This is a genomic window from Arthrobacter sp. 9MFCol3.1, from assembly GCF_000620385.1.
GTDB lineage: Bacteria > Actinomycetota > Actinomycetes > Actinomycetales > Micrococcaceae > Arthrobacter.
In genome coordinates this window covers 29,627-54,136 of the sequence record NZ_JIBJ01000008.1, presented here as the reverse complement: position 1 = coordinate 54,136, position 24,510 = coordinate 29,627, and the positions used below count along the sequence as shown (strand labels likewise).

Below are 24,510 nucleotides of genomic sequence, written 5' to 3'. Positions count from 1 at the left end.
GGACTTGGCTCATACGCCGCGGCGGATCAGCTGGCCGGTCGGAGTCCGGCCGTCAATCATGGTGCCGCGGAGGTAGGTCTGCCGGACGACGCCGGAAAGCGCCTTCCCGTCGTACGGGGTGATGGGGTTCTTGTGCCGGAGTTTGGAGGCGTCCACGACGTACCCCTCGTCCGGGGCAAACACGGAGAGGTCGGCGTCGTACCCCAGCGCCAGCTGGCCCTTGTTGCGCAGGCCGGCGAGCTGGGCCGGCTTGGCAGCCATCCACGAGAGAACCTGCTCCAGCGCGATGCCGCGGTGCCGGGCCTCGGTCCAGATCAGCGACAGGCCCAGCTGCAACGAGGAGACGCCGCCCCAGGCCACGGCGAAGTCCCCGTTTTCCAGGTCCTTCAAATCCAGGGTGGACGGGGAGTGGTCCGAGACGATGCAGTCGATGGTGCCGTCCAGGAGCCCGGCCCACAGCAGTTCGCGGTTGGCGGCCTCGCGAATCGGCGGGCAGCACTTGTAGGCCGTGGCGCCGTCCGGGATTTCCTCGGCCGTCAGCGTCAGGTAGTGCGGGCACGTCTCCACGGTGAGGCGGACGCCGTCGCGCTTGGCGGCGGCGATCATGGGCAGCGCGTCGGAAGAGGACAGGTGCACGATGTGGGCGCGGGCGCCGGTCCGGCGGGCCCGTTCGATGACCTCGGCGATGGCCTTGTTCTCCGCTCCGCGCGGGCGGGACGCCAGGAACGTGGCGTAGCGGTCGCCGCCCGGTCGGGGCGCGTGATCGATCGTGTGGGAGTCCTCGGCGTGGACGATCATGAGCGAGTCGAAAGACTTGAGTTCGGCCATGTCCTCTTCCATCTCCTCCGCTGCCAGGTCCGGGAACTCGTCCACACCGGAATGCAGCAGGAAGCACTTGAAGCCGAAGACGCCCTCGTCGTGCAGCGGCCGCAGCTCACGCTTGTTGCCCGGAACGGCTCCGCCCCAGAAGCCGACGTCCACGAACACCTGGCCCTCGGCCACCTCGCGCTTGAGTTTCAGGGCGGCCAACGTGGTGGTGGGCGGGATGCTGTTCAGCGGCATGTCGATGATCGTGGTGACGCCGCCGGCCGCTGCTGCCCGGGTGGCGGACGCGAAGCCCTCCCACTCGGTGCGGCCGGGCTCGTTGACGTGCACGTGGGTGTCCACCAGGCCCGGCAGGAGGGTTTCGTCGCCGCCGAGGGCGATGACTTCACGGCCGGACAGGCCGGTGCCTAGCGGCTCGATCGCCGCAATCACGCCGCCCTGGATGCCGATCTCCCGCGCGGCGACGCCGGCGGTGGTCAGCACCTGCCGGCCGCGGAAGACGACGTCGTAGGTGTCTTCAGGCACGGAGCGTCTCCTTTCGAGCGAAGCCTGGGTGAATGGGTCAGCCGCCGACGCCCTGGCGGACGGCCCAGCTGAACGCCGTCCCCGCAGGTTCTTTGTACTCCAGGCCGATGTAGCCCTGGTAGCCGAGGGCGCGGCTGCGGGCGACCCATTCGCCGAGCGGAAGCTGCCCGGTTCCCGGAGCCCCGCGGCCGGGGTTGTCGGCGATCTGGATGTGGCCGAAGTCCCCGGCGTGCTTTTCGATGACGGCGGCGACGTCCTCACCGTTCACGGCCAGGTGGTAGAAGTCGGCGAGGAACTTGATGTTCTCCGCCCCGGATTCCCGCCTGACCCGGGCGATGACGTCGAAGGCGTCCTGGGCCTTGAGCAGCGGGTAGCGTGGTGCGCCGCTGACCGGTTCCAGGAGCACTGTGCCGCCGATACTGGCGACGCCGGCAGCCGCCGTCGCGAGGTTCTCGGCGCCAATGGCGTCCTGCCTCTGCGCGGATTCGCCGTCTATGCGGTTGCCGTAGAGGGCGTTGAAGGCCTTGCAGCCGAGGCGTTCACCGATCCCGGCGACGACGTCGATGTTGTCCTGGAATTCGGCGGAGCGTGCCGGCCAGGAGACCAGGCCGCGGTCGCCGCCGGGCATGTCGCCCGCGTTGAAGTTCAGGCCCGTGAGCTGCACGCCGGCGTCGGCGATGGCGTTCTCAAACCGGGAAACCTCGGCGTCGGTGGGGACGGAGGCCTCGAAGGGCCACCAGAATTCGACGGCGTCAAAACCGGCGGCCTTCGCCGCGGCCGGGCGTTCCAAGAGGGGGAGCTCCGTCAGGAGGATGGAGCAGTTCACGGTGTACGTCATTGCGGGTTTCTTCCGGTGAGGGCGGGAGCTGGATCCCGGTGGTCGGAGAGCCAAGGGGTGGTGCGCCGGGGCGGGGCTGGGCTGCGGGGCTCCCGGCGGAGGGCATCCCTACCGTTTCCTGGGGTCCTTCCGGGCCGCCAGGCCCACGAGCGCGCCGAGCGCCACGCCGATCAGCAAGCCCGTGAACGGCTTGTCGACGGTGGTGACCCCGATGGCGTAGCCGAGCGCCGCGCCAAGGAGCATTCCGATCCACAGGGATTCGTACCTCACAGCATCAGGCTAGCAAGGATCGCCCGTGCCACAAGTGCTCCCGGCTCCGGTCTCACGTCAGGCGGATCTGGCGGTTGACGTCCTTGTACAGCAGGTACCGGAAGTTGCCCGGACCGCCGGCGTAGCAGGCCTGCGGGCAGAAGGCGCGCAGCCACATGAAGTCGCCGGCCTCCACCTCCACCCAGTCGTCATTGAGCCGGTAGACGGCCTTGCCTTCCAGGACGAAGAGCCCGTGTTCCATGACATGGGTTTCCGCGAAGGGGATGGAGGCCCCGGGCCGGAAGGTGACGATGTTGACGTGCATGTCGTGGGCGAGGTCCTCCGGGTCCACGAAGCGGGTGGTGGCCCATGCGCCGTCGGTGCCGGGCATGGCCCGCGGTTCGACGTCCTGGTCCCGGGTCACGAAGGATTTAGCCGTGTAGCCGGGCAGCGGCTCGTAAGCCTTCCGGATCCACTGGAAGCTGGCAATCTCCCCGGACTCGTTCGCCACGGACCACCGGGCCCCCGCGGCGAGGTACGCGTAGCCGCCCTCTCCGAGTTTGTGGACTTCCCCCTCAAGGGTCAGTGCCAGGGCGCCCTTGGTCAGGAAGATGACGCCTTCGACGCCGGCCTCCGGCTCGGGCTTTTCCGCGCCGCCGCCCGGTCCCACCTCGACAATCAGCTGCGCGAACGTCGTGGCGAAACCGGCGATGGGCCGGGCAATGATCCAGGAGCGGGTGTTGGTCCAGCCGGGCAGTCTGCTCGTCACGATGTCGCGGAGCGCGCCCTTCGGGATGACCGTGTAGGCCTCCTTGACCACGGCCCGATCGGTCAGGAGCTGGGTCTGCGGCGGAAGCCCGCCCTCAGGGTGGAAGTAGTTGCTCATGGGTAAGTTCCTTCGGCTGACAGGGTGGAGGTGGCGGCCCGCCGGGGCCGTGCCAGGGCGCTGAGTTGGGGGAGCCCGACGCCGGCCAGCGCCAGGACTTCGTCGGCACCGACGGCGCCGCACTGGACGCCGCGCAGCAGGAAGGCCGCAAGGGCGCGGGCGGTGGCGGGCTCGTCCAGAACGCCGCCGGCGGTTTGTTCCACGTAGTCGCGGAGCCGGGCAGCGGCGGCGGGGAGCCCTTGCCGGTAGAAGGCGTAGGTCGCGGCGAACCGGCTGGGCAGCTGCGCCGGGTGGAGGTCCCAGCCCTGGTAGTAGCCGCGTTCCAGCGAGCGGCGGACCAGCCGGCCGTGGAGCCGCCAGGCCTGCTCCACGTTCCCGCCCACCGGGATGATGTTGGTGGAGCCGTCGGAGAGCCGGATCCCGGTGCCTGCCGCGGCAAGCTGCATGACTTCTTTGGCGAAGTCCGCCACGGGATGTTCCATGGACTGGTATTCGGCGGAGATCTGCAGCGATGCCGAGTAATCGTAGGTGCCGTAGTGCAGCCCGCTGATCCTGCCGGGCACCGCGTGCGGCAGGCGCGCCACCGGCGAGGTTCCGTCCGGACCCAGGATCAGCTGCGGCGTTTCCACCTGCACCTCGAAGCGGAGCCTGCCGGCGGGAAGCGCGTGGACTTCCTCGAGGCGGGACACGGCGAAGGCCATGGCTTCCACCTGCGCCACCGTGGTGACCTTGGGCAGGGTGAGGATGAGCCCGTCCGGGAGTTCGCCGGCCGCGGCCAGCTGCGACACGAAAAGATCCAGGGTCCGCAGGCCCCGCGCGCGGGTGGCGGCCTCGAAGCACTTGAAACGGATCCCGATGAACGGCGGAGCGGTGCCGGCGGCGACGGCGGCGGCCACGGCGGACGCCGCGGCAACAGCGGCGCCGTCCTCGGCGTCGTCGCCCCGGTCCCCGAAGCCGTCCTCAAAGTCCAGCCGGAGGTCCTCGATCGGCTCGTGTGAGAGCTTGGCCCGGACCCGGGGCGCGACGGCGGCGGCCAGCCCGGGGTCCTGGCCGAGCAGCGTGCCGAGCTCTTCCAGCCCGCCCCGGGCCTCGACCGCGGCCAGGGCCTGGGCGCCCCAGTCCGCGGTGAAGTCCGGGCTGAAACGGTCGGCTGGTACGTAGACGGTGTGCACGGGCTGGCGGGAGCCGTCGTCGCCCGGGTAGCCACGCTCCAGCAGCCGGTCGGTGTCCGCGAGCCGCGCATCGATCCGGGCGAGGTCCGCCGCCGAGAGGGCCGGCGTCACCGGACCGCGGCTTGGTGAACGGCCCGTTGAATGGCTTGGTGAACGGCCCGGTGCTTGGCTTGATGAAGGGCCCGGTGGTTGGCTCCGTGGATGCTGCCCCGCGCTGGCCGAGGAGGCTGCCATGCTTTCAGTCCACCAGCTCGTACGCCGGCGTGGTGAGGAAGTCGGTGTAGTCCTCGGACAGGCAGAGGCCCCCGATGAGCTTGCTGGCAGGCAGGTAGTGCTTCGCGAAAGCGTCCTCGCCCACCTCGGCCCGGAGTTTCCCGGTTTCCTCGGCCAGGAGGGCGGACACCAGCTCACGGGTGACGGTCCGGCCGGTGTCGGCCAGCACCGAACGGTTGCGGATCTGTTGCCAGACCTGGGACCGCGAGATTTCCGCCGTCGCGGCATCCTCCATCAGGTTGTGGATGGCGACGGCGCCGTTGCCGGAGATCCAGACGGCGGTGTACGCGACGGCCACGTAGAGGTTCAGCCGCAGGCCGGCCTCAGTCACCTGGCCCTGGGCGGACCGGATGTCCAGGAGCTGCTCGGCGGTGACGCTGACCTCGGGGCGCTGTCGGTCCAGCTGGTTGGGCCGCGCGCCCAGGACGGCGTCGAACACCTCGCGGCAGACCGGCACCAGGTCCGGGTGCGCCACCCAGGAGCCGTCGAAGCCGTCGTTCGCCTCGCGGGTCTTGTCCGCGCGCACCTTCTCGAAGGCCTGGGCGGTCACGTCGGGTTCACGCCGGTTGGGGATCACCGCTGCCATGCCGCCCATGGCAAAGGCGCCGCGCCGGTGGCAGGTCTTGACCAGGAGCTCGGTGTAGGCCCGCATGAACGGTGCGGTCATGGCGATGGTGGCGCGGTCGGGCAGCACGAAGCTCGCACCGGCGTCGCGGAAGTACTTGATGATGCTGAACAGGTAGTCCCAGCGGCCGGCGTTCAGGCCGGAGGCGTGGTCGCGGAGTTCGAAGAGGATCTCGTCCATTTCGAAGGCTGCCGGGATGGTCTCGATCAGGACGGTGGCGCGGATGGTGCCCTGCGGAATGCCGACGTAGTCCTGGGCGAAGACAAAGATCTCGTTCCACAGCCGGGCCTCGAGGTAGCTCTCCATCTTGGGCAGGTAGTAGTAAGGTCCGTGACCGTTTGCCACGAGCCGCTTGGCGGTGTGGAAGAAGTGCAGGCCGAAGTCCACCAGGGCGCCGATGGTGTGGTCCCCGCCGATCAGCAGGTGCCGTTCGCCCATGTGCCAGCCGCGTGGCCGGGCCACCACGACCGCGAGCGGGGCGTCGGTGCGCAGCGCGTATTCCTTACCTTCGGGCGAGGTGTATTTCAGGGTGCCGTCGGCGGCGTCCCGGAGGTTGAGGATCGATTCGACCACGTTGGACCAGGTGGGCGTGCTGGCGTCCTCGAGGTCAGCGAGCCACACCTTCGCGCCGGAGTTCAGCGCATTGATGGCCATTTTGGCCGGGGCAGCCGGCCCGGTCATTTCGACCCGGCGGTCCTGCAGGGCCGCAGGCGCCGGAGCCACGCTCCAGTCGGCGTCGCGGATCTCCGCGGTCTCCGGCAGGAAGTCCAGGCGGCCGGTCAGGGCCACGTGCTCGCGCTTGCGGGCGCGGGCCTTGAGCAGCTCGGCACGGGGTCCGGCAAAGCGGAGGTGGAGTTCTTCGACGAAGGCGAGAGCCTCCGGGGTCAGGATTTCTCCGGCCCGGTCGACGGGGTGGGGATCGGTGACGACGAGAGTCATTTCTGGTCCTTCCTGGGCCGCTCACACTTCTCTTTGGCCGCTCACACTACTCCTAGGCACCGCCGGCGGCGCCTAAGAGTGGTGACGGTTCCGGCGGTGCGTGGCATTAGCAGAAGCCGGCGATCCCGTGCCAGGCGATGTCGGCGGGGCTGGTGTCTTCACGCTGGACCGTGGCCTCAATGAGGCCGTAGGGGCGGTCTGCGGCAAAGAAGACCTCGTTCGGGTTGTCGAGGCCGAAGGGCGAGAGGTCAACGAGGAAGTGGTGCTTGTTGGGCATGGAGAACTTGATCTCGTCGATCTCGGGGTGGACTGCCAGGACCTTGGCGCCCATGTCGAAGAGGGTCTGCTGCAGGGCGTGGGAGTACTTTTCGCTGAAAGCCTCCAGTAGCAGGGCCTTGACGTCCTCGTAGCTTTTGTTGAAGTCGAAGGCGCCAAAGTTGGTGCCTGTCCTGAAACGCCAGCGGGCCGAGACGTCCGTGGCGAGGATGCGGTCGGCCGTTTCCGCCAGGGTGGTGTACTTGTCCCGCGGGAAGCCGCTGAACCCGGACTGGGTTGTCTTCAGCACGGTGAGGTCCTTCAGCCCGGCGATGAGGTGCTCGGTACCGCCGTCGCGGACAAGGACCGCGGTGCGGACCTCCTGGCCGTTGCGGACGAAGGAGTGGTGGTGCCCGGACCCGTGGGCCTGGATCCGGTCCCATTTGTAGGACTCGGCCGCCCAGCGGCCGCCGGTGACCCAGTCGAAGTTCGAGGTGAAGTGCTTGCCGAGCCGGAGCAGGAAGGCTTCCGGGGAGCCGATGCCGTCCCGGGCGAAGGCGTAGATCGTGTTCTTTTGGGTGTCTGTGGCCACCACGTGGCTGTTGTCGCCGTCGAGGTGGGCCGCCGCGAAGTCGCCGCGCAGCTGCGAGGTGACGTTCAGGTCTTCTATTTCATGGCGGCGGGTATCCCTGGTGATCTTGACGACCCGGACTTCGGCTTTTCCGTACTGGTTTTGGCCGAGGACGATCTTGTTGCTCATGGTCTGATTCCCAACTTCAGGTATGCGGCACCACAGTCCCACATAGAAATTAAGCGCCGTTTCCCGCGCGTTTCTTGTTCCGTCCGTCCACAAAAAAGAGCCGACATCAGTTGATGCCAGCTCATTACGACCCTGCCTGCTGCTCCCAGGTTACGTGGCCGGGCCACGACTTCCGGGCCACGAAGTGGGACCAAGCGTAGCCGGACCCCGGCTTGGTGTACATCACTTGTCGAAAAATCGAGGGTGGCCGGGATGGCCCGGGGTTGGCGTGAAGACCCGGAAATGGAGATTTCACATCACGAAAATGAGGCATCCACCCAATAGGGCGCGCCGTGCGGAGGCCCCGGTGCTACTCTCAATCTTGCCAACGGCGGGCAGCCCGGACCCGGGAAGCTATCTACCAGGCGCAACCTTCAAGGCACATGCTGAAGACAGTCACCGTCGCATCCGGCCCTTGCGCTCCCGCTACGGTGTACCGGCTTCCGCAGGCAGGGAGTGGCAGCATGACGACGACCGATACGGCCCAGAAGTTCCTGGCGAGATCCATCGAGTTGGCCATGGCCAACGTCCTGAATGGCGGCGGGCCGTTCGGCGCCGTGGTGGTCACCGCGGACGGGCAGGCGTTCGAAGGCGCCAACCGCGTCACCGCCGCCAACGATCCCACGGCCCACGCCGAGGTCACGGCCATCCGGCGGGCCTGCAGCGAACTTGGCACCTTCGAGCTCAGCGGAGCCACACTCTACTCCAGCTGCGAGCCGTGCCCCATGTGCCTGGCGTCCGCGCTGTGGGCGCGGGTGTCACGCGTGGTGTTCGCAGCGGACAGGCACGATGCCGCGTCCGCGGGATTCGATGACGCCGTCTTCTACGAATACTTCGAAAACGATCAGCGCGACCTGCTCATGCCGGTGGGCAGGCTGGAACTGACCGGCCCGCAAGCCCCGGCCGCCCTGGATCCCTTCACCGCCTGGAACTCGCTCGAGTCCCGGACCGAGTATTAGCGCCGGCACGTCGCAACCCCAGGAGGCCCCATGGACCTGAACACCGTCGAGGCCGTGATCCGCACCGCGGATCCGGCGCAGTGGCGCGAGGGCGACGCCTGGCTCGCGGGAGGCACTGTGCTTTTCTCCTCCGGGAGCCCCGGCACCGGACCGGAACCGCCCCGGCGTCTCCTGGACCTCGGCTCCACGGACTGGACACCCCTGGCCGTCTCGGCGGCCGGCATCGAGCTGGCGGCAACCTGCACCATCGCGCAACTGTCTGCGTTCCCTGAGTCGGTCCCCGGCCGGGAACTGGCCGGGGACTGGCCCGGCGTGGCGCTCATCCGCCCCTGCTGCGAGTCCTTTGTGGCCTCCTTCAAGGTCTGGACCATGTCCACGGTGGGCGGCAACCTGTGCACCTCCCTGCCGGCCGGACCCATGATCTCGCTCTGCGCGGCGCTCGACGGCACGGCCACCATTTTGGGCCCCGGCGGTGCCCGCCGCACGCTTCCCGTGCTGGAGTTCGTCACGGGCGACGGAACGAACTGCCTCGCTCCCGGCGAGCTCCTGCGCAGCGTGAGCCTGCCGGCGTCGGCACTGTCCTCCCGGGTGGCCTTCCGCCGGCTGTCGCTGAGCAACCTGGGCAGGTCCGCGGTGCTGCTGATCGGAAGGCTCGACGCCGACGGCGCCCTGGTTCTGACCGTCACCGCAGCCACCAAACGCCCGGTGCAGCTGCACCTCTTGCCCTCCGCGGCGGCGCCCGCCGACTCCCTCACTGATCCTCTCTCCGAGGCCTTGGATGCCGCGATCCCCGATGAGCTGTACCACGACGACGTCCACGGCCTGCCCGCCTGGCGCAAGGACATGACGTACCGACTGGCCCATGAAATCCGGGCCGAACTCACCGCGCCGGCAGGCCGCGATCCGCTGCGCGTCTCCGGTGACTTCTGGCCGCCGCGGGCCCACTCCACGCGGACGGCGCCCCCCAGCGCTGGGTCCCGGACGGAAGAGGCCTGAACATGACAACCGAGTTCCACGGCAGAATCGGGATCAACGGCGTCCCGGCGCAGGCCGAACCCCGTCCCGGCCAGTGCCTGCGCACGTTCCTTCGCGAGCAGGGGAACCTGGGCGTGAAGAAGGGCTGCGACGCCGGCGATTGCGGCGCCTGCACGGTGCACGTGGACGGGGTCCCGGTGCACAGCTGCATTTATCCCGCCGTCCGCGCGGAAGGCCGCGCGGTCACCACCGTGGAAGGATTGGCTGCCGCCAGTGCTTCCGGCGGAGCTGATGACCCCGACGGCGCCGCGCTCCATCCGATGCAGCAGCAGTTCCTGGACCGGCAGGGCTTCCAATGCGGGTTCTGCACGGCCGGCATGGTGATGACAGCCGCGACGTTCGATGACGGGCAGAAGGCGGACCTGCCGCGGAACCTCAAGGGCAACCTGTGCCGGTGCACCGGGTACACGGCCATCGAGGACGCCGTCTGCGGGACGGGGAACCACCCGGCCACCTCCCACCCGGCCACCTCCGCCCCGGCCGCCTCCCACCCGGCCACCTCCGCCCCGGACACCTCCGCCCCGGACACCTCAACCGAGGGGCCCGGCCGGCCGGAGCCGCGCCCCGGACAACTGGGCGACGACGTTCCCGCGCCGGCCGGCCTCGCCATCGTCACTGGGCGGGCCCGCTACACCCTGGACGTCCCGGCCGAAGAGCTGCCCGGGCTGCTGCACGTGAAGCTGCTGCGCTCCCCGCATGCCCACGCCCGGATCCGCTCCATCGACGCAGCAGCCGCGCTGGCGATTCCCGGCGTCGCGGCGATCCTCACCCACGAGGACTCCCCGGCGCAGCTGTTTTCGACCGCGCAGCACGAGCTCTACACCGATGACCCGGACGATACCCGTGTGTTCGACGACGTCGTGCGCTTCATCGGCCAGCGGGTCGCCGCCGTCGTCGCCGGGACGGTGGCAGCGGCGGAGGCAGGCGTGCGCGCCCTGAAGGTCGACTACGAGGTGCTGGACGCCGTCTTCACCCCGGAGAACGCCATGCTCCCCGGCGCCCCCGCCCTTCATGGGGACAAAGACGCGACCACGGCCCGGATCAGCCGGCCGGAGCGGAACGTCGTGGCGGAACTGCATTCCGAGCTCGGCGATGTGGCGGCCGGTTTCGCCGCGGCGGACTTCATCCACGAACACACCTACCGGACCCAGCGGGTGCAGCACATGGCGTTGGAAACCCATGCCTCCATCGCCTCCTTCGGCAGTGACGGGCGGCTGCTGATCCGCACCTCCAGCCAGGTCCCGTTCCTGGTGCGGCGGACCCTGGGCCGGGTATTCGGCCTGCCGGAAGACCAGATCCGGGTGGTGGCCGGACGGGTGGGCGGCGGTTTTGGCGGCAAACAGGAGGTGCTCACCGAGGACGTCGTGGCGCTGGCCGCCCTGAAGCTGAACCGCCCCGTGCAGCTTGAATTCACCCGGACCGAACAGTTCACCGCCGCCACCACCAAGCATCCCTTCACCATCCATCTCAAGGCCGGCGCCAGCCGCGAGGGCCGGCTGACCGCACTCCAGCTGGAGGTGCTCACCAACACGGGCGCCTACGGCAACCACGCCACCGGGGTCATGTTCCACGGCTGCGGCGAGTCGCTGGCGGTGTACAAGTGCGCCAACAAGAAAGTGGACGCCCACGCCGTGTACACCAACACCGTGCCGTCCGGCGCCTTCCGCGGCTACGGGCTCAGCCAAATGATCTTCGCGATCGAATCCGGCATCGACGAGCTCGCGGCAGGGATCGGCATGGACCCCCTGGAGTTCCGCCGCCGGAACATGGTCCGGGAAGGCGACGACATGCTGTCCATTAGCGACGAGCCCCAAGAGGACGTCCGCTACGGCAGCTACGGCCTGGACCAGTGCACGAAGCTGGTGGAGGACGCCCTGGCCCGTGGACGGGAACGCTACCGCGCGGCCGGCCGAGACAGCCCGGGCCCGGACTGGGTGGTCGGGGAGGGGACTGCCCTGTCCATGATCGATACCGTTCCGCCACGCGGCCACTATGCCCACTCCAGGCTCCGGCTCCTGGCCGACGGGACCTACGCCGCCGACGTCGGGACGGCAGAATTCGGCAACGGCACCACCACCGTCCACGCCCAGCTCGCGGCCACCGCGCTGTCCACCTCCGCCGACCGCGTCACCGTGCGGCAGTCCGACACCGACCTCGTGGACCACGATTCCGGTGCGTTCGGATCTGCCGGCACCGTGGTGGCCGGCAAAGCGACGCTGGCCGCCGCAGAGGACCTCGCCCTCCGCATCCGCGTCTTCGCCGCCGGCCTCCGCCGCGTGCCGCCCTCAGGCTGTGAGCTGGACGGGGACGCCGTGGTCTGCGAGGGAACCCGGGTGCCCCTGGCGGAAATTTACGATGCCGCGGAGCAGGCTGGCGTCGGGCTCGCCGCCGAGGGGCGCTGGGCCGGGACGCCGCGTTCCGTGGCGTTCAATGTCCAGGGCTTCCGGGTGGCCGTGAACACCGGGACGGGGGAGCTGCGGATCCTGCAGAGCGTGCAGGCGGCCGACGCCGGCGTGGTGGTCAATCCGCGCCAATGCCGCGGCCAGATCGAAGGCGGGATCGCGCAGGCCCTCGGCTCTGCGCTCTACGAGGAGATCAAAGTGGACGACGCCGGCCGCGTCACCACCGACGTCCTGCGGCAGTACCACGTCCCCTCCTTCGCCGACGTGCCGCGCAGCGAGGTGTACTTCGCCGACACCAGCGACAAGCTGGGCCCGCTGGGCGCGAAGTCCATGAGCGAGAGCCCGTTCAATCCGGTGGCGCCGGCGCTCGCGAACGCGATCCGGAACGCCACCGGCGTGAGGTTCTCCCAGCTGCCCATCTCCCGGGACAAGATCTACCTGGGCCTGAAGGAAGCAGGGCTGGTCCCCTCCAGAGGAGCGCCCTGAGTGGCCGATCCCGAGATCCGGGCCTTCGTGGACAGGCTGGCGTCCGTGCAGACCGGGCCGGACAGCCAGAACTTCTTTGATTTTTCCGCTGCCGGCAATGCCCTGCGCCGCCGGAACCTTGAGCTCTATCTGCAGGAAATGCTGGACCGGCGCCCGGAGGTGCTGCTGCTGGGCGAAGCGCCGGGATTCCGGGGCATGAGGATCACCGGAGTTCCCTTCACAAACCGCACCATGTTCGAAGGCCCCGCCAACGAGTTTGGCCTGTTTGGGCCGGGGAAGGGGTACGCGCTGCCGGCGGACTTCGAAGGCGTAGCCGCGGAACCGACGGCCACGGTGATGTGGCAGGTCCTGGCCGAGCTGGAGTTCCTGCCCCTGCTGTGGAGCGCCTACCCGTGGCACACCCACGTGCCCGGGCGGCCGCTGTCCAACCGCACGCCGAGGGCTTCCGAGGCTGCACTGGGAACCCCGTTCTGGCAGGCGTTGATGGAGGCGTTTTCCATCGAAACCGTGGTGGCCGTGGGCAATGTGGCGCACCGCAGCCTGCAGCGCAGCGGCTTTGATGTGCCGAAAATCAGGCACCCGGCCCACGGCGGCCGGTCCGGTTTCAAGCGTGGCCTGCAGGACCTGCTGGCCCACTCGCGCTAAAACCAACGCGGGGTCAGATACGGCCCATCGGAGGGGCCCTAATGGGCCGTATCTGACCCCGCGTTGTCTTTAATCGAGGAGGTGCAGCTGTTCGGGGGAGTCGAGGTCCTCGCCGCCGGAGAGGTCGCTGCAGTCCACCAGATCGACCAGGTCCGAATGGGCGCGCAGGAAGACGCGCGCTCCGGCGTCGCCCGTTGCTGTTTCCGCGGCTTCAGCGCGGAGTCCGGCATCGAGCAGCAGCGGGTGTCCGCGCTGGAGTGTCCCTTCCGCATCGCGGTAGGCGGCCGCCGTCACCCGGCCGGGCCGGTGGGCTGCCAGCAGCCGTGCAACAGTCTCGGTGGTCAGCCCGGGCTGGTCCACCAGTGCGATGAGCACGTGGTCCGCCTGGGGCGCCGCGGCAACGCCCGCCCGGAACGAACTGCCCATCCCGGTGCCCCAGTCCGGGTTCTCGATGACCCGGTGCCGGCTGAGGTCGGTGCCGGCGCGGACCGTTGCCGCGTCCGCGCCGAGTACCGTCACCACTTCCCGGCAGCCGCCCGCGAGCAGCACGTCCGCGAGCACTTCAACCAGGGTGCGGCCACGGAAGGGCAGCAGCGCCTTGGGCCCGAGCCCCAGCCGCGTCCCGGCGCCGGCGGCCAGCAGCACCGCCGTCGTGCCCGGCGCTCCGCTAATGCCCATGTCCCACTAGCTGCCGCGGTAGGTGGAGTAGGCGAAGGGGCTGAGCAGCAGGGGGACGTGGTAGTGGGGCTGCGATTGGGACACAGCGAAAACCAGGGTGACTTCGGGGAAGAAGGTCTCGGTTCCGGCGGCGGCGTAATAGGCTCCGGTGTCGAAGCCCAGCCGGTACGTGCCGGAGCCCAGGCTGTCGGGACCAAGCGACGTGACGCGCCCGTCCTCGTCCGTGGCTCCCGCCGCGACCCTGACCCAGCGGCCGCCGTCGAGCCTGTCCAGGGTGACGGCGACGCCCGCGGCGGGCTTGCCGGAGCCCGTGTCCAGGACGTGCGTGGTGATGTGGGAAGTGCTCATGCGCGGATCAGTCCTTCGAGTCGGAGCACCGCGATTTCGCGCAGCTGCTGGCCGATGACTGCTAGTTCCTCTTCGGGGGTGTGGGCGAGCCTGGTGGTGAGGGCGGCCAGGATCTCCTCCCGGCTGCGGCCGGCCGCGCGGATCAGGAACACCTGGCCGAATCGTTCTTCATAGCTCCGGTTCCCCTCGGCAAGGGCTGCCGCTACGGCCGGATCCGGGACGCCAAGAGCCGCCTGCTCCGACTGCGAGAGACGGGCCTCCGTGCTGTTTCCCGCGGCCCGTTCGCCGATCCGGGGATGGTGGGCCAGGGCGGCCTCCACCTCCGCGGCCGTGAAGGGCTCCGCCGCGCGGCGGGCGGCGTCGAGGAGGCGTCCGGTGCTGCCGAAGGGCCGGGAATCGATGATCTCCTCAATCCACCGCCCTACGTCCAGGCAGGGGCGCAGGGCGGCGGCGGCTTCCGGGCGTCCGGCAGCGTTAAAGTCTTCCAGCAGCATGCGCCAGATCCTCGATGCCAGTTCCCGGCTAGCTCGCCAGGAACCGCAGCAGGACCTCGTTGACCTCCGCGGCGTGGGTCCACAGCATGCCGTGCGGGGCGCCGTCGATCTCCACGTACTCGGCACTCGGCAGTGCCTTGGCGAACTGCCGTCCGGCGACGTCGATCGGCAGGATGTTGTCCGCCGTGCCGTGCACGATGAGGGCCGGGACATCGATCTTGGGGATGTCGGCACGGAAGTCCGTGAGCCAGGTAGGCTGCGCTGCCGACGACGCCGTGGGCCCACCCCTGGTGGCGAGGTTCCAGCCCGCGTTCATGACTTCCTGGCTGAGCCGCGGGGTGCCCAGGAAAGTGTCGCTGTTGTAGAAGTTCTTGAAGAATTCCGTGAAGAAGGCGTACCGGTCCGCCGTCACGGCCTCCATCAGCCCGTCGAACACCGACTGCGGGACACCGCCGGGGTTGTCCTCGGCCTGCAGCACGTACGGCTCCAGCGAGGCCAGGAACACGGCCTTCGCCACCCGGGCGGAGCCGTAGGTTCCGAGGTAGCGGCCCACTTCGCCGGTGCCCATGGAGAAGCCCACCAGCACGGCGTCGTTCAGGTCGAGGGTGGTCAGGATGGTGTTCAGGTCCGCCGCGAAGGTGTCGTAGTCGTAGCCCTCGGTGGGCTTGCTGGACTGTCCGAAGCCGCGCCGGTCGTAGGTGATCACACGGTAGCCCGCGCCGAGCAGCGCCGCGGTCTGCTTTTCCCAGGACGAGCCGTCCAGCGGGTAGCCATGGATCAGGACCACGGCCTGGCCGGATCCGTGGTCCTCGTAGTAGAGCTCGACGTCTGTGCTGTTTTCGGTTCCAACCTTGATGTAAGCCATGCCAGCGGTCCTCCCGGTTCGGCGCAGTGCGCGGTGGTTCGGTGTGGGGCGGTGCAGTGCTCGGCAGAGCAGGGCGCTGCGGTTTCGATACGGTCTGCAGTCAGTACGTGGGCTCCACTTTAGCGGCCGGAACCCCCGCCGCCAGGGCCTGTTCAGCATCCGGAATGAGGAAATCTTCCGCCAGGTCCGCCCACTGGGGCCGGAAGGAATACAGGCAACCGAGCCTCAGGCGGGTCGCGGCGGCGTAGGCGTCGAAGCGCGCAGGGGTGACCTGCAGCTCTTCGGCCGTGGCGAGAACGTGGTGGCGGGCGGTTTGGTACCGTTCGGCGGTCAGGCGGTGCTGGTGCAGGCGCAGCTGAAGGTGGATGGCGATGTTGGCGAGGTCGGCGGCGGCCTCGGCGCGGCAGGCTTCGTCGAAGTCCAGCAGACCCAGGGGAGCGCCGGGATCCAGGGTGAAGATCTGCTTGTCGTGGAGGTCACCGTGGGACCACACCAGCGGATCCGGATCGGCCCGGAGCAGCTTTTGGGCGGCCTGCCCTGCGGCCCCGCGGACGGCGGCGCGCTCGGGTTGCGCCGCCGGAATGTCCCCGGCATGCACCAGCCACAGATTCACCGTGCGTTGCAGTCTCGCCAGTTCGACGGCGGCCGTCCGCGGCGGGAGCGCCTCAAGCGCGGGGCGCTGCGCCGGAGCCCGGGCCAGGGAATGCTGCCGGACCCAGGCCCGGGACCATTCTTGCCAGGCATTTTCAAAGTCCATTTCGCTGACCGAGGGGTCGTTTCCCAGCGCGAACAGGGAGCGCCCGGGCAGCGCCATGAGGGTGAGGCAGCCCGGGGTGGAGGAAACAATTTCCGGGGTGAGGAAGTCCCCGGCTCCGAGGAGTTCGTTCATCCGGGCGTGCCTGCCCACTGCTTCGTCGGATTGCCGGGCCCGGAAGATCTTGAGGTAGTGTTCCCCGGCCCTGACCACGGCCCGTTTGTGGGCCCGGTGCACCACCACCTCACCCAGCGGCGACGCATGCCTCAGGGCGGGGAGACGCCGGTCGCGGCCGTCCCGCAGGAGCTCCAACTGCCCCGCCCGGAGGTGGGCCGCCCGGACCCCTGCCCGGCCGGGCGCCGCCAACTCCAGAACGTAGTCCTCCGCGGCGTCGTCGGGCCAGGACCGGATGACCTGCCATTCGGTGTTGTCAGCATCCAGGACGGTGGCCGGGACGGGCGGATGCCAGCCCATTGGATCAGCTCCGGGATCCGAGGGACTGGGCGGCGGTCAATGTGGTGGATCCGAAGGCCCGGCGATGCTCTACCCGTTCCTCGAGAACGCGGGTCGCCAGCGTTGAGCCCGACGGGAACGAAGAACAGGCCAAGCGCAGCCAGCGTGCGTCCGAGTAGGCATCGAACCGATCCGGGCTGACCTGCAGTTGCCGGGCGACGGCCAGCACCTCCGTGTGGGCCTTAAGGTATCGCGCCGGCGTCAGGCTATTGCGCCTCAGGCGGCGCTCCAGATGGAAATCCAGGTAAGCGAGGTCGCGGGCGGCCTCGGCCTGGGCAGCATCGTCGAAGTCCAACAGCCCGAACGGGGACCGGCCGTCGCCAGCGATGATCTGCCGGTCGTGCAGGTCTCCGTGCGCCCATACCAGCGGGTCCGGCACCGAGCCGAGCAAGTTCGCCATGACGTAATCTGCCATGGCCATCAACGTGTCGCGTTGGGTGGACACTTCCGGAACATTCGCCGTGTGGCGCAGCCATCGTTTCAGCCAACGGGCCACGGCGTTCGCTTCCGCCTCCGCTGAATGGACCGGCATTGCGCCCAGAATGGTTCGTCTGCTGACGTCAGACGCCGCGCTCAGCTGGGCGAGCCACGCGCGGGACCATTTTTCCCATGCGCCGGCAAACACTTTTTCGCCGATCGTGACGTAGTCCTCGCCGATTTCGCCCAGCGTCGGTCCGGAGAGGGCGCTTAAAACGAGGGTGTCCGGGGAGCTCTGAAGCACTTTGGGCGCCGTGAAGGCACCGGCGTCCAGCAGGCGGTCCATCTGAGCGCATCGTTCGGCGGGGACGGCGGCGCCTCCGGGCCGGAAGATCTTGATGTAGCAGCCCTCCGCCCGGATGACCGCCCGCATGTAGGGCCAGTGGGAAATGATTTCCCCGCGCTGTCTTTCCGTCTGAAGGGCCGGCAGTTGCGGATCGTCCTCCGGCAGGAGCTCAAAGTGGCCTTGGCTCAGATGGGCTCCCCGGACGCCGAGCGGTCCCGCAGTCACGACCTCCAGCAGGTATTCTCCGGGTTCTTTGTCGGGCCACGCCCAGCGGACGCGCCACGGGGTGCCGGCGTCGTCGGTGTAATTCCAACGCGGTGGGTGCCAGTTCACGCGATCAGCTCCAAGGCTCGGCGGATATGCCAGTTCGTGTCGGCCGGCCAGTCGCTGGCCCGGTTCCGGAACGGGTCGACGCTGTTCAGGAACAATCGGAAGGCCGCCCAGCTATCCACCCGCGCCTGCGTCACGTGCCCGCCGGCCTCGCGGTAACCGTCGATCAGCTGGGCCGTCTTGCGGCCGCCGGCGACGGGCCCGGCGCCGGCGGGGTCTGCGATGTCCTCCACCGCGGCAAAGGACCCAAGGTCCCTCGCCGGGTCGGAGGTCGTGACGCGGTCGAAATCGATGATGCGGATGGCCGGGCCGTCCACCAGTACCTGGTCCGCCGAAAAGTCACCATGGACCAGCACCGGCTGTTGCCTTTGGGGGCCGGCGGCGCCGACAGCTGCCAGGAGCCGGCCGGTGAGTGCGTCCACCGGAGCCTGGAGCCCGGGGAACAGGCAGATGATCATAGACCGCGTGGCGGCGAGCTGGCGTGCCAGGTCCTCCCTGTCCGCCATCGGGTCCGCCCCGGCACCCGCGTCCATGCCATGGATCGCCGCCACGGCTTGGCCGGCCCGGTAGGCGGCCGGATCGTTGTCGCCGCCGCCCAGGTCTCCCTGACCCCAGCCCGGGGAGGCACTGATGCCGTGCGCGGCGCATGCCGGGTCCGCGAGTTCGGGCAGGACCGGGATGCCGTGGCTCTGAAGCCTTTGCCGCAGGCGGAGTCCCGCGGCAACCTCGTCAGCCTGGACGGCGGTCTTGATGACGACGGGGCCCGTCTCCGTGGGAACCCTGGCAACGAGCCTGCGCTCCGGGTTGTATCTGAGCACGCTGACCGGGGGGTCCAGGAAGCGCCCCGCCGCGGGGAGCGCTCCGAGCCGTCGGAGTCCGTGGTCCCGGAGCCACCGCAGGTTGGGGCGCAGGGGCCAGTCCTCCTCGATGGGACCGGCCGCCACGGCGACGTCGGGGTGGAGTTGATCGGGCCGGATAAGCCGGATGCCGCCGCCGCGCTGTAGCGAACTGTCCGCCCGCCGTTGCAGTTTCCCGGCGTGCTCGGGGGCGGTGGTCGATGCCCAGCCGTAGCTGCCGGCGCCGTTGCCGGCCCGGCGGAAGACGACGAGGGCCGAGCTGTGCGGCTTGTAGCGGGTCCTGGTGATCCGGACGCGTTCGCCCAGGAGCTCGGAGAGCAGTTCGTCGTCGAGGACCCAGTTCAGGCCCGGGATCCGGGGGTCCCGGGCCGCGAGGGCACGGTCGGCTTCGCGCCGTTGCGGCTGCAGCTCTTCTCCCTGCAGCCATCCCTGCAGCAGTTCTCCCTGCAGCCGTTCTCCCTGCGGGGCCGTGCTCACGTCGGCACCTTAAACAGTTCACCCGGTTCGCCGGTCTGTTGCCGATGGACCCAGCCGGCGAAGCGGGACTCGGGATCGGCCAGCAATGCTTGCGGCGGCCCGTCTTCGAGGATTTCGCCGTCTTCGAGCCAGAGCACGCGGTCGCAGGATTGCGCCGAGTTGACGTCGTGGGTAATCGTGACGGAGGTCCTGCCCTCGGTGAGGGTGTCGAGGGCGCTGAGGACCGAATCCCGGGATGCCGGATCGAGCCCCGCCGTCGCCTCGTCCAGAATCACGATAGGGGCCCTGCGGAGCATCGCGCGGGCGACGGCCAGCCGTTGGCGCTGGCCCCCGGAAAGATCGCTGGCCGCCTCGCCGAGGACGGTTTCGTAGCCCTGGGGCAGTGCGCGGATGAAACCGTCGGCCTGGGCGAGGGCCGCCACGGCTTCGATCTCCTCATCGGTGGCATCCAGTCGGCCGAACCTGATGTTCTCCCGGACGGAGGTTCCGAACAGCACGGAGTCCTGGAGCAGGATGGAGACGTGGGCGCGCACGGAAGCGATCTTCAGGCCCCGTAGGTCCTCGCCGCCGAGGCTGACACTCCCCTTCCATGGGTCCACCATCCGGAGGATCATGCTCGCCAGCGTGGACTTCCCGGCCCCGGACGGCCCCAGCACGGCGCAGTGCTGACCCGCCGGTATGGTCAGGGTGATGCCCTTGAGCACCGCGGTTTCCTCGAAGTGGCCGGCCCAGACGTCATCAAACACAATGTCCGGGTGCGGGTTCTTGAGGGCGACGGCGTGCGGTGACTCGGGCACGTCACTCTGGGCCTCAAGCAGGTCCGCAACCCGTTCCCCGGAGGCCGTCGCGCGGGCGATGCGGCTCGTGTACCTGGCCACATCCTTGAGTGGCCTCAGCCCGGTTTTCAGGTAAGTCAGGAAGACGACCAGATCACCCGGGGTCATCGCATGCTGCATCACCCTCCAGCCGCCGGCAGCCAGGATCACCGCCGTCGCGATTCCGGTCAGGACGTCGGTTTTCCGTTGCAGGCTGGCGGCCAGCCGGAACGTCACCACGCCGGAGCCAAGTGCCGCCTGGTTGCTCTTGCTGAAGCCCGAGCTGATGGTGTCCTCGAGTCCATACGCCTGGACTTCGCGCATGGCTCCCAGCGTCTGTGCGGCTGTGGTGGCCAGGGCGCTTTCACCCTTGCGTGACTTGCGGGCGGCGGTAGTAATCGATCCCGAGCTCTTGCGGGAAAACACGATGAATATCCCGATGGACAGGAACGTCACCAGGGCGATCAAAGGATCGAGCCAGAGCATGATGATCATCATGGCGATCAGCGAGACGACATTGCCGATGAGGGGGAGCCCCGCAGTGACAGCCACATCCTGCAGCCGGGATACGTCCCCGACGAGCCGCTGGACCGTGTCTCCGGTGGAGGCGCGGTTATGGTGGCGCATCGACAGGCCCTGGAGGTGGCGGAAGGTCCGGGCGCGCAATTCGGTGGAAATTTTGGTACCCACGAGGGCAAACGAAATCGCAGACACGTAGCCAGCCACGGCCCGGATGAGGCTGATGACAACCACCGCGCCGGCGCAGAGGAGCAGCACCTCCGCGCTCGCCTCCACGCTGAACGGGGACCTTCGCAGATTGGCGCCGAGTGAGTGTGAGACGGAGTCCAGGACGATTTTCACTGGCCACGGCTCAAGAAGCCGGAAGAGGATCTCCACGGCCATGGCAATGAATCCCCAGGTGATGAGCAGCCTGTGCCCGCGCAAATGCGGGCGGACGCACCGCAAGGTCCGCCGCAGCGGTGAGAGTTCAGCCGGTGCGCTGGCGCCGGTCGGCCGCCACAGGGTCCGCCAGCTGCGGGGGCTCGAATGCCTGGCCGTGGTGGTCATTGCCTGGCCAGTCTGCGCGCAGGCGGCAGCGCCCCGGTGATCCGGGATAGCACCCCGCTCCAGCTGAACCGCTGCACGGCGTCGTTGCGGGCCTCGAGCCCCAGCCTTTCCCGCAAATTCGGGTCTTCGCCGAGCCGGAGGAGGGCGTCCGCGAGCGCGGCGGGGTCCCCGGGCGGGACGAGGATCCCGGTGCGGCCGTCCTGGATGATGGACGGGATCTGGCCCACGGCGCTCGCGATCACGGGCAGCCCGGCGGCCAGGTACTCGAAAACCTTCAGCGGCGAGAAGTAATCGTCCTGGCCAGGTCCGTCCGGGGGATAGGGTGCGGCGGCGGCGTCGAATTCTGCCAGGAGGCCGGGCACCGCAGCCGGAGCAACGGCGCCCGTGAACACCGTCGGAACGCCGAGGGACTCGGCGAGGCGCTCGAGGTCCTGCCGGCCGGGGCCGTCACCCACCACGTGGAGGTGCCAGCGCAAGGCCGGGTCGGCGGTCTGCTGGTTGGCCAGCGCCACACCGTGCAACAGGCCGGGGACACCGTGCCAAGGTTTCAAGGTTCCGACGAACCCGACGGTGAGATGGTCCGGGTTCCGGCGGCCGGGGCGGCGGGCCGGGATCCGCTCGACGTTCACTCCGTTCGGTGCCAGCACAGTCCGCGCGGTCGGCACCCGCGCCCGTACCCAGCGCACCACGGGATCCGAGACGCAGGCCACGACGTCGGCCGTTGCGGCGTTGCGGCGGAACACCGTCTCAGCTTTCTTCACATCGAGCAGCTGGCGGTACCGCTGCTGCTCCTCGATCAGCGGAGCATTGACCTCAAGCACGGACGGCACGTCCAGGATGCGGGCCACTACGGACAGCGCCGGGCTGAACAGCGAATAGCGCTCGTAGAACAGCCCGCAGCCGTTGCGCAGGACCTCGTCCGCCAGGCCCAGCGCGGCGTCCTGGACCGCCCGTTCCCGCGCGGCGGCGGGGACGGATTCCGGCTTCACTTCGACGACGTCGAGATCGGCAAGGTCGCTGGGCCGCTCGGTGCCGAGCAGGGTGCAGTAGACGGTGACGGCGGCGCCGGTCCCGCGCCACGCCCGGACGATTTCCTGGACATGGACGGAGGAGCCCTTGGTGCCGAAGACAGGAACGCCGGGGTCGGCGCAGAGGTAGGCCACGCGTGTCATGCGACTCTCCTTTCCGAACGGGAGAGGGACCTCAGGAGCTCGGCCTGGCGGTGGACGTCGTAGTCCTCCTCGATCAGGGCGCGGGCTTTGCGGGACATGGCGACCCTGTCCGTGGCCGGGGAGCCGAGCGTGCAGATGCCGCGGGCCAGGGCGTGCGGGTTGCCCGGCCGGACCAGGACGCCGGTGGAGCCGTTCCGGACCACTTCGGGGATCCCGGTCACGGACGTGCTGATGCAGGGGACGCCGGTGGCCATGGCCTCGAGCAGGACTGTGGGCATGCCGTCCGCGTTGCCGTCGGCGCCGACCACGCAGGGCGCCACGAAGACATCGGAGGAGTGGAGCAGCTCGTGCACCTGGTCCTGGGTCTGGGGGCCGAGGAGGCGGACGTACCCGCCGAGCCGGAGCTGGCCGATGCTGGCCTCCAGTTCCTCGGCCATGAGCCCGGTCCCGGCGATCCGGAGGTCCAGTTTGACCCCCTGGTCCAGCAGTTCGGCGGCCGCGGGCAGCAGATACTGGAAGCCTTTTTTCTCCACCAGGCGCCCGACGGCGGCGATCCGGAGGGTGGCTCCGAGCGGCCGCGGCTCCCGGTACGGGAAACGCTCCAGTTCCAGCCCGTTGCGCACCAGATGGAGCCGGGCCGTCGAGGACGGGAAGCGGCGGCGCAGGTAACGCATGTTGTACTGGCTGATGGTCACGGCGTGGTGGGCTTGCTCGAGCTTGAGCCGCAGGTCCTCGTCCTGGACCGATTCATGGAAGATATCCACCGCGTGTGCGGTGAATGAGAACGGGATGCCGGTGATGAGGGACGTCAGCCGGGCCACGGTGGTTGATCCCGAGGCGAAGTGGACGTGCATGTGCCGGATGTTCCGGTCCTGCAGCACGGTGGCCAGGTTGATGGCCTGCACGGCGTCGTCCGCCGTGGCGGCGGCGAGTTCGCCCAGATTCCGGCCGACGGCGGCCGTGAGCCCGGCCGCGTCGGCCATGCGGAGGCTCTCCCACAGGGCCACAGTCTTGATGGGGCGGTCAATGTACGTCACCGGTGCCTGGACCCGGGCGAGCTCGGGGTGGAACCGGGGGTCGTCGGTGGGCCGGAGGGAGAAGATCTCGATCCGGTCCCCGGCCGCCTCGCGGGCCAGGATCTCCGAAACGATGAACGTTTCGGAGAACCGCGGGTACGTCTTCAGGACGTACGCTGTCCCGGGTTCAAACGGCGACACGGCTGGCACCCTTCACGCTCGCTGCGGCATCGCTTTCGTCCGCGCTGAATTGATCGGCGGCCAGATCGGCACTGACCTGATTGGCCCGGTCTGATTTCGCCAGTTCGGCATTGAGCAGCGGCTGCAGCAGCTCGGCGGCCAGTTGCGGAACCCGGATCAGGCCGTCCAGCACCGCACGACGGCGGTCCACGGTGGTGCCGAACCTGGCGGCCAGCCAGCCGGCCAGGATTTCCGGCGTCAGCGTGCCAATCTCGTGTTGTTCCAGGTACCCGGCCGCGGCGAGGGAAGCGGCCCGGATCCGCTGCTCGGCGCGCGACTGCGTGCGGGGCACGATCAGGGCGGGGACGGGCGTGCTCATGATTTCGCACACCGTGTTGTAGCCGCCCATGGCCACGACGGCGGCGGCGTGCCGGAGGTGGAACACGATGTCATCGACGGTGGAGACTACTTTCACGCCGGGGCGGGCCCGCTGCCGGAGGTCGTTGAGCTGTTCGGCGGGCATCTGCGGCCCGGCGACCACGAGGTGTCCCATCCCGTCCGGGACCGGCGTGGCGACGGCGACGCGGGCCAGGGCATAGCCGTCCGAGCCGCCGCCGACCGTCGTCATGCAGTACCGCCCGGGCATGCAGCTGGTGCCGGAGGCCGAGGGGCGCCCCTCGGCGAGGTAGCCCGTGTACCGGATGAGCTTTCGGAGGGCGAACGGTATTTCGCCGGCGGCTACGGGATCGTGGACGGCGGGATCGCCGTACACCCAGATGGCATCGAACAGGTCCTTCACCACGCGGGGACCGCCCACCCTGGCCCATTCGGCAACGGCCGCGGCGGGCGAGTCAAGGACCTCGCGGAGGCCCAGCACCACACGCACGGGCCCGGCGGTGCGGGCGTGCCGCAAGGCTGTTTCGAGTTCGCCGTGGACGCCCGTGGCATGCCGGTCCACCACCACGAGGTGCGGGGAGAAGCCGGCCAGCGTTGCCTGCAGCAGCCTGGCCCGCAACGGCACGAGCTCCCCCATGGGCAAGGTCAGGTTCCGCGGCAGGTAGCCCGCGGATCCCTTCGCCACACCGGGAAGAAGTACCCAGTCCCACCCCTCCGGCAACCGGAACGCCGGCGCGAGGGCCGTGCCGGTGATGAGGATTCCGGTGACGGGGCGGCCGATCAGGCCTGGAAGCTGATTGTTCAGCGCGTGGGCCAGGGCTAGATTCCGACGCACATGTCCCAGGCCCACTGAATCATGTGAGTACAGCAC

The 24,510-nt window shown here is 69.2% G+C and carries 22 protein-coding genes; 4 read left to right on the top strand and 18 right to left on the bottom strand.

Annotated features, from left to right (window positions below):
* Positions 1-9: 9 nt before the first annotated feature.
* From allB to pucL, 7 genes are all read right to left on the bottom strand, one after another.
* Positions 10-1,350, bottom strand: coding sequence for an allantoinase AllB (allB, locus tag C560_RS0110065; RefSeq protein ID WP_026538115.1), 1,341 nt, complete (start codon positions 1,348-1,350; stop codon positions 10-12).
* Positions 1,351-1,387: 37 nt separating this feature from the next.
* Entirely contained in the window at positions 1,388-2,188 is an 801-nt protein-coding gene (locus C560_RS0110060; RefSeq protein ID WP_026538114.1) for a hydroxypyruvate isomerase family protein, read from the bottom strand.
* A 108-nt stretch (positions 2,189-2,296) separates the two neighbouring features.
* Positions 2,297-2,458, bottom strand: a complete 162-nt coding sequence (locus C560_RS23330; protein ID WP_155846840.1) for a glycine zipper domain-containing protein — start codon at positions 2,456-2,458, stop codon at positions 2,297-2,299.
* Positions 2,459-2,510: 52 nt separating this feature from the next.
* On the bottom strand, positions 2,511-3,323 hold the full coding sequence (locus C560_RS0110050) for a bifunctional allantoicase/(S)-ureidoglycine aminohydrolase (RefSeq protein ID WP_026538113.1): 813 nt from the start codon (positions 3,321-3,323) through the stop codon (positions 2,511-2,513).
* Positions 3,320-4,606 carry a DUF6986 family protein gene (locus tag C560_RS0110045; protein WP_026538112.1) on the bottom strand — a complete coding sequence of 429 codons (1,287 nt, stop codon included), beginning with the start codon at positions 4,604-4,606 and terminating at the stop codon, positions 3,320-3,322. Before C560_RS0110045 ends, C560_RS0110050 begins: the two co-directional genes overlap by 4 nt.
* Positions 4,607-4,733: 127 nt before the next feature.
* A complete protein-coding gene (gene aceB, locus C560_RS0110040) occupies positions 4,734-6,332 on the bottom strand; it encodes a malate synthase A (RefSeq protein ID WP_026538111.1) in 1,599 nt (532 codons plus the stop codon).
* Positions 6,333-6,438: 106 nt separating this feature from the next.
* Positions 6,439-7,347 carry a factor-independent urate hydroxylase gene (pucL, locus tag C560_RS0110035; RefSeq protein ID WP_026538110.1) on the bottom strand — a complete coding sequence of 303 codons (909 nt, stop codon included), beginning with the start codon at positions 7,345-7,347 and terminating at the stop codon, positions 6,439-6,441.
* Positions 7,348-7,850: 503 nt separating this feature from the next.
* Between pucL and C560_RS0110030 the strand changes: the two genes are divergently transcribed.
* The 4 genes from C560_RS0110030 to C560_RS0110015 are packed head-to-tail and all read left to right on the top strand — an operon-like array spanning position 7,851 to position 12,913.
* Positions 7,851-8,345: a nucleoside deaminase gene (locus tag C560_RS0110030; RefSeq protein ID WP_026538109.1), complete on the top strand. Its 495-nt coding sequence runs from the start codon at positions 7,851-7,853 to the stop codon at positions 8,343-8,345.
* A gap of 30 nt (positions 8,346-8,375) precedes the next feature.
* Entirely contained in the window at positions 8,376-9,341 is a 966-nt protein-coding gene (locus tag C560_RS0110025; RefSeq protein WP_026538108.1) for an FAD binding domain-containing protein, read from the top strand.
* Between the two features lie 2 nt (positions 9,342-9,343).
* Positions 9,344-12,268 carry a molybdopterin-dependent oxidoreductase gene (locus C560_RS0110020; RefSeq protein WP_026538107.1) on the top strand — a complete coding sequence of 975 codons (2,925 nt, stop codon included), beginning with the start codon at positions 9,344-9,346 and terminating at the stop codon, positions 12,266-12,268.
* The gene (locus C560_RS0110015; protein WP_026538106.1) at positions 12,269-12,913 is read left to right on the top strand and encodes a uracil-DNA glycosylase; all 645 of its coding nucleotides are present in this window, start codon (positions 12,269-12,271) and stop codon (positions 12,911-12,913) included.
* 69 nt (positions 12,914-12,982) lie between these two features.
* Here the strand turns inward: C560_RS0110015 and nboR are convergent, their stop codons facing one another.
* The 11 genes from nboR to C560_RS21520 all read right to left on the bottom strand — a co-directional run bounded on the left by nboR (position 12,983) and on the right by C560_RS21520 (position 24,474).
* A complete protein-coding gene (nboR, locus tag C560_RS0110010) occupies positions 12,983-13,591 on the bottom strand; it encodes a nicotine blue oxidoreductase (RefSeq protein WP_026538105.1) in 609 nt (202 codons plus the stop codon).
* 6 nt (positions 13,592-13,597) lie between these two features.
* A complete protein-coding gene (gene uraH / locus C560_RS0110005) occupies positions 13,598-13,939 on the bottom strand; it encodes a hydroxyisourate hydrolase (RefSeq protein WP_026538104.1) in 342 nt (113 codons plus the stop codon).
* Positions 13,936-14,433, bottom strand: coding sequence for a 2-oxo-4-hydroxy-4-carboxy-5-ureidoimidazoline decarboxylase (gene uraD / locus C560_RS0110000; protein ID WP_026538103.1), 498 nt, complete (start codon positions 14,431-14,433; stop codon positions 13,936-13,938). The genes uraH and uraD overlap by 4 nt, the downstream gene beginning before the upstream one ends.
* Before the next feature lie 28 nt (positions 14,434-14,461).
* The gene (locus tag C560_RS0109995) at positions 14,462-15,298 is read right to left on the bottom strand and encodes an alpha/beta fold hydrolase (RefSeq protein ID WP_026538102.1); all 837 of its coding nucleotides are present in this window, start codon (positions 15,296-15,298) and stop codon (positions 14,462-14,464) included.
* Positions 15,299-15,398: 100 nt separating this feature from the next.
* A complete protein-coding gene (locus C560_RS0109990) occupies positions 15,399-16,526 on the bottom strand; it encodes a phosphotransferase (RefSeq protein WP_026538101.1) in 1,128 nt (375 codons plus the stop codon).
* A gap of 4 nt (positions 16,527-16,530) precedes the next feature.
* Entirely contained in the window at positions 16,531-17,661 is a 1,131-nt protein-coding gene (locus C560_RS0109985; RefSeq protein WP_026538100.1) for a phosphotransferase, read from the bottom strand.
* Positions 17,658-18,992, bottom strand: a complete 1,335-nt coding sequence (locus C560_RS0109980) for a phosphotransferase family protein (protein ID WP_026538099.1) — start codon at positions 18,990-18,992, stop codon at positions 17,658-17,660. Before C560_RS0109980 ends, C560_RS0109985 begins: the two co-directional genes overlap by 4 nt.
* A complete protein-coding gene (locus C560_RS0109975) occupies positions 18,989-20,875 on the bottom strand; it encodes an ABC transporter ATP-binding protein (protein ID WP_231494308.1) in 1,887 nt (628 codons plus the stop codon). The genes C560_RS0109980 and C560_RS0109975 overlap by 4 nt, the downstream gene beginning before the upstream one ends.
* Complete coding sequence (locus C560_RS0109970; RefSeq protein WP_018774178.1) at positions 20,872-22,047, bottom strand: glycosyltransferase; 1,176 nt, start codon at positions 22,045-22,047, stop codon at positions 20,872-20,874. The genes C560_RS0109975 and C560_RS0109970 overlap by 4 nt, the downstream gene beginning before the upstream one ends.
* Positions 22,044-23,264, bottom strand: a complete 1,221-nt coding sequence (locus tag C560_RS0109965) for a glycosyltransferase (protein WP_018774179.1) — start codon at positions 23,262-23,264, stop codon at positions 22,044-22,046. Before C560_RS0109965 ends, C560_RS0109970 begins: the two co-directional genes overlap by 4 nt.
* Complete coding sequence (locus tag C560_RS21520; RefSeq protein WP_231494307.1) at positions 23,251-24,474, bottom strand: glycosyltransferase family protein; 1,224 nt, start codon at positions 24,472-24,474, stop codon at positions 23,251-23,253. The genes C560_RS0109965 and C560_RS21520 overlap by 14 nt, the downstream gene beginning before the upstream one ends.
* Positions 24,475-24,510 lie beyond the last annotated feature (36 nt).